This window comes from Streptomyces sp. NPDC002845 (assembly GCF_053591955.1).
The window spans coordinates 1-1,422 of sequence record NZ_JBSFUU010000240.1 but is presented as its reverse complement, the minus strand read 5'-3'; the positions used below and the strand labels follow the sequence as shown (position 1 = coordinate 1,422).

Genomic DNA, 1,422 nt, shown 5'->3' with positions numbered 1-1,422 from the left:
GACGGGCTGCCGCCCGGCCCGATACGCCTGGCCTCCCCATATGACACCGACGCCCGCTGGTCCGCCAAACGCGACCTGTTCTGGAACGGGTTCAAACTGCACGTGTCGGAGACCTGCCATCCACAGGCCGACGGCGACCGTCCCGCCCGGCCGAACATCATCACGAACGTGGCCACCACCGCCTCCACCCTCCCGGACACCAAGGCCCTGGAGCCGATCCACCAAGCCCTTGGCCGCCGCCACCTGCTGCCCGCCCGGCACTACCTGGACTCCGGCTACCCCAGCGCCGACCTGATCGTCGCCTCCGCCAAGGACTACGGCATCGCGCTGGTCACTCCGGTCCTGCTCGACACCTCCCGCCAGGCCAAGGCCCAACAAGGCTTCGCCGCAGACGACTTCACCATCGACTGGGACAGCAAGCGAGCCGTCTGTCCGGCCGGAAAGATCAGTGCCACCTGGAACGACGTCGTCCAGGAGGGCGTGGCCAAGACCGTCGTTGCCTTCGCCGCCCTGGACTGCATCCCCTGCCCGGTCAAGGAGCAGTGCACCAGCTCACGAAAGGGCCGCCGGCTCAGCCTCTACCCCCGTGAGCTCACCGAGGCCATCCGCACCGCCCGCGCTCAGCAGCAGGATGGCACCTGGCAGCGCGACTACGCACTGCGGGCCGGGGTCGAGGGCGCCATCCGTCAGGCCACCCACACCACCGGCCTGCGCCGAGCCCGCTACCGCGGCCTTGCCAAGACCCACCTCGACCACACCACCAGCGCCGCCGCCCTCAACCTCATCCGACTCCACGCCTGGTGGCACGGCCGCCCCCTCGACCGCACCAATCATTGCCACCTCGCCAGACTCCAACTACGCCTCGCCGCATGACAATTGGAATTAACCACCAAGATCGCGCAACGTTGATCCGCCTGAAGGTCGATCGGCTGCCGGGCGGAGGAGACCCGCTGCCGGTCTGGCTGTGGTCCTCCAAGACCGGCATGACCAGCATCGACGTCGACCTGCGCTGGCAAGCCTTCCTGCGCAGATTCCCTGGCCGGACTCCACATCGCAGGCATCTTCCTCTGGTCCGGCCGATGATCCAACGAGACCGCCTGGGCGTGTCAGGGGCTCGGTGTCGGCGCTCGGCTGGCCTCCTGGGCCTGGATTTCTCGGCGCCCGGCGGGTCTCATGTACGGGGCGGCCTTCCAGCGCCCTACCGGTCCCGTGGCCCCGGCGGATACGAGTGCTCGGCAAGCCTCAGGGACTCGGTGCGGTCAGGTACCGCTGGATCGTCGGTGCCAGCCATGCCATGATCTCCGCCCGCGCCAGCCCCACCGCCGGTGGCATCCGCAGCACGTACCGCGTGAGCGCCAGCCCCAGCAGCTGCGACGCCATGAGTGCCGCCCGTGCCGGGACCTGCTCGGGGTCGGGGCACAC

At 69.3% G+C, this 1,422-nt stretch carries 2 protein-coding genes; one reads left to right on the top strand and one right to left on the bottom strand.

Translation table 11 applies throughout. The annotated features are described in order from the left end of the window. Positions 1–873, top strand: an 873-nt coding sequence (locus ACWD3C_RS48610) for a transposase (RefSeq protein ID WP_451155255.1), incomplete at its 5' end; no start/stop codon positions are given. 369 nt (positions 874–1,242) lie between these two features. Here ACWD3C_RS48610 and ACWD3C_RS48605 read toward each other — a convergent pair. Further along, positions 1,243–1,422, bottom strand: a 180-nt coding sequence (locus tag ACWD3C_RS48605) for a TetR/AcrR family transcriptional regulator (RefSeq protein WP_451155253.1), incomplete at its 5' end; no start/stop codon positions are given.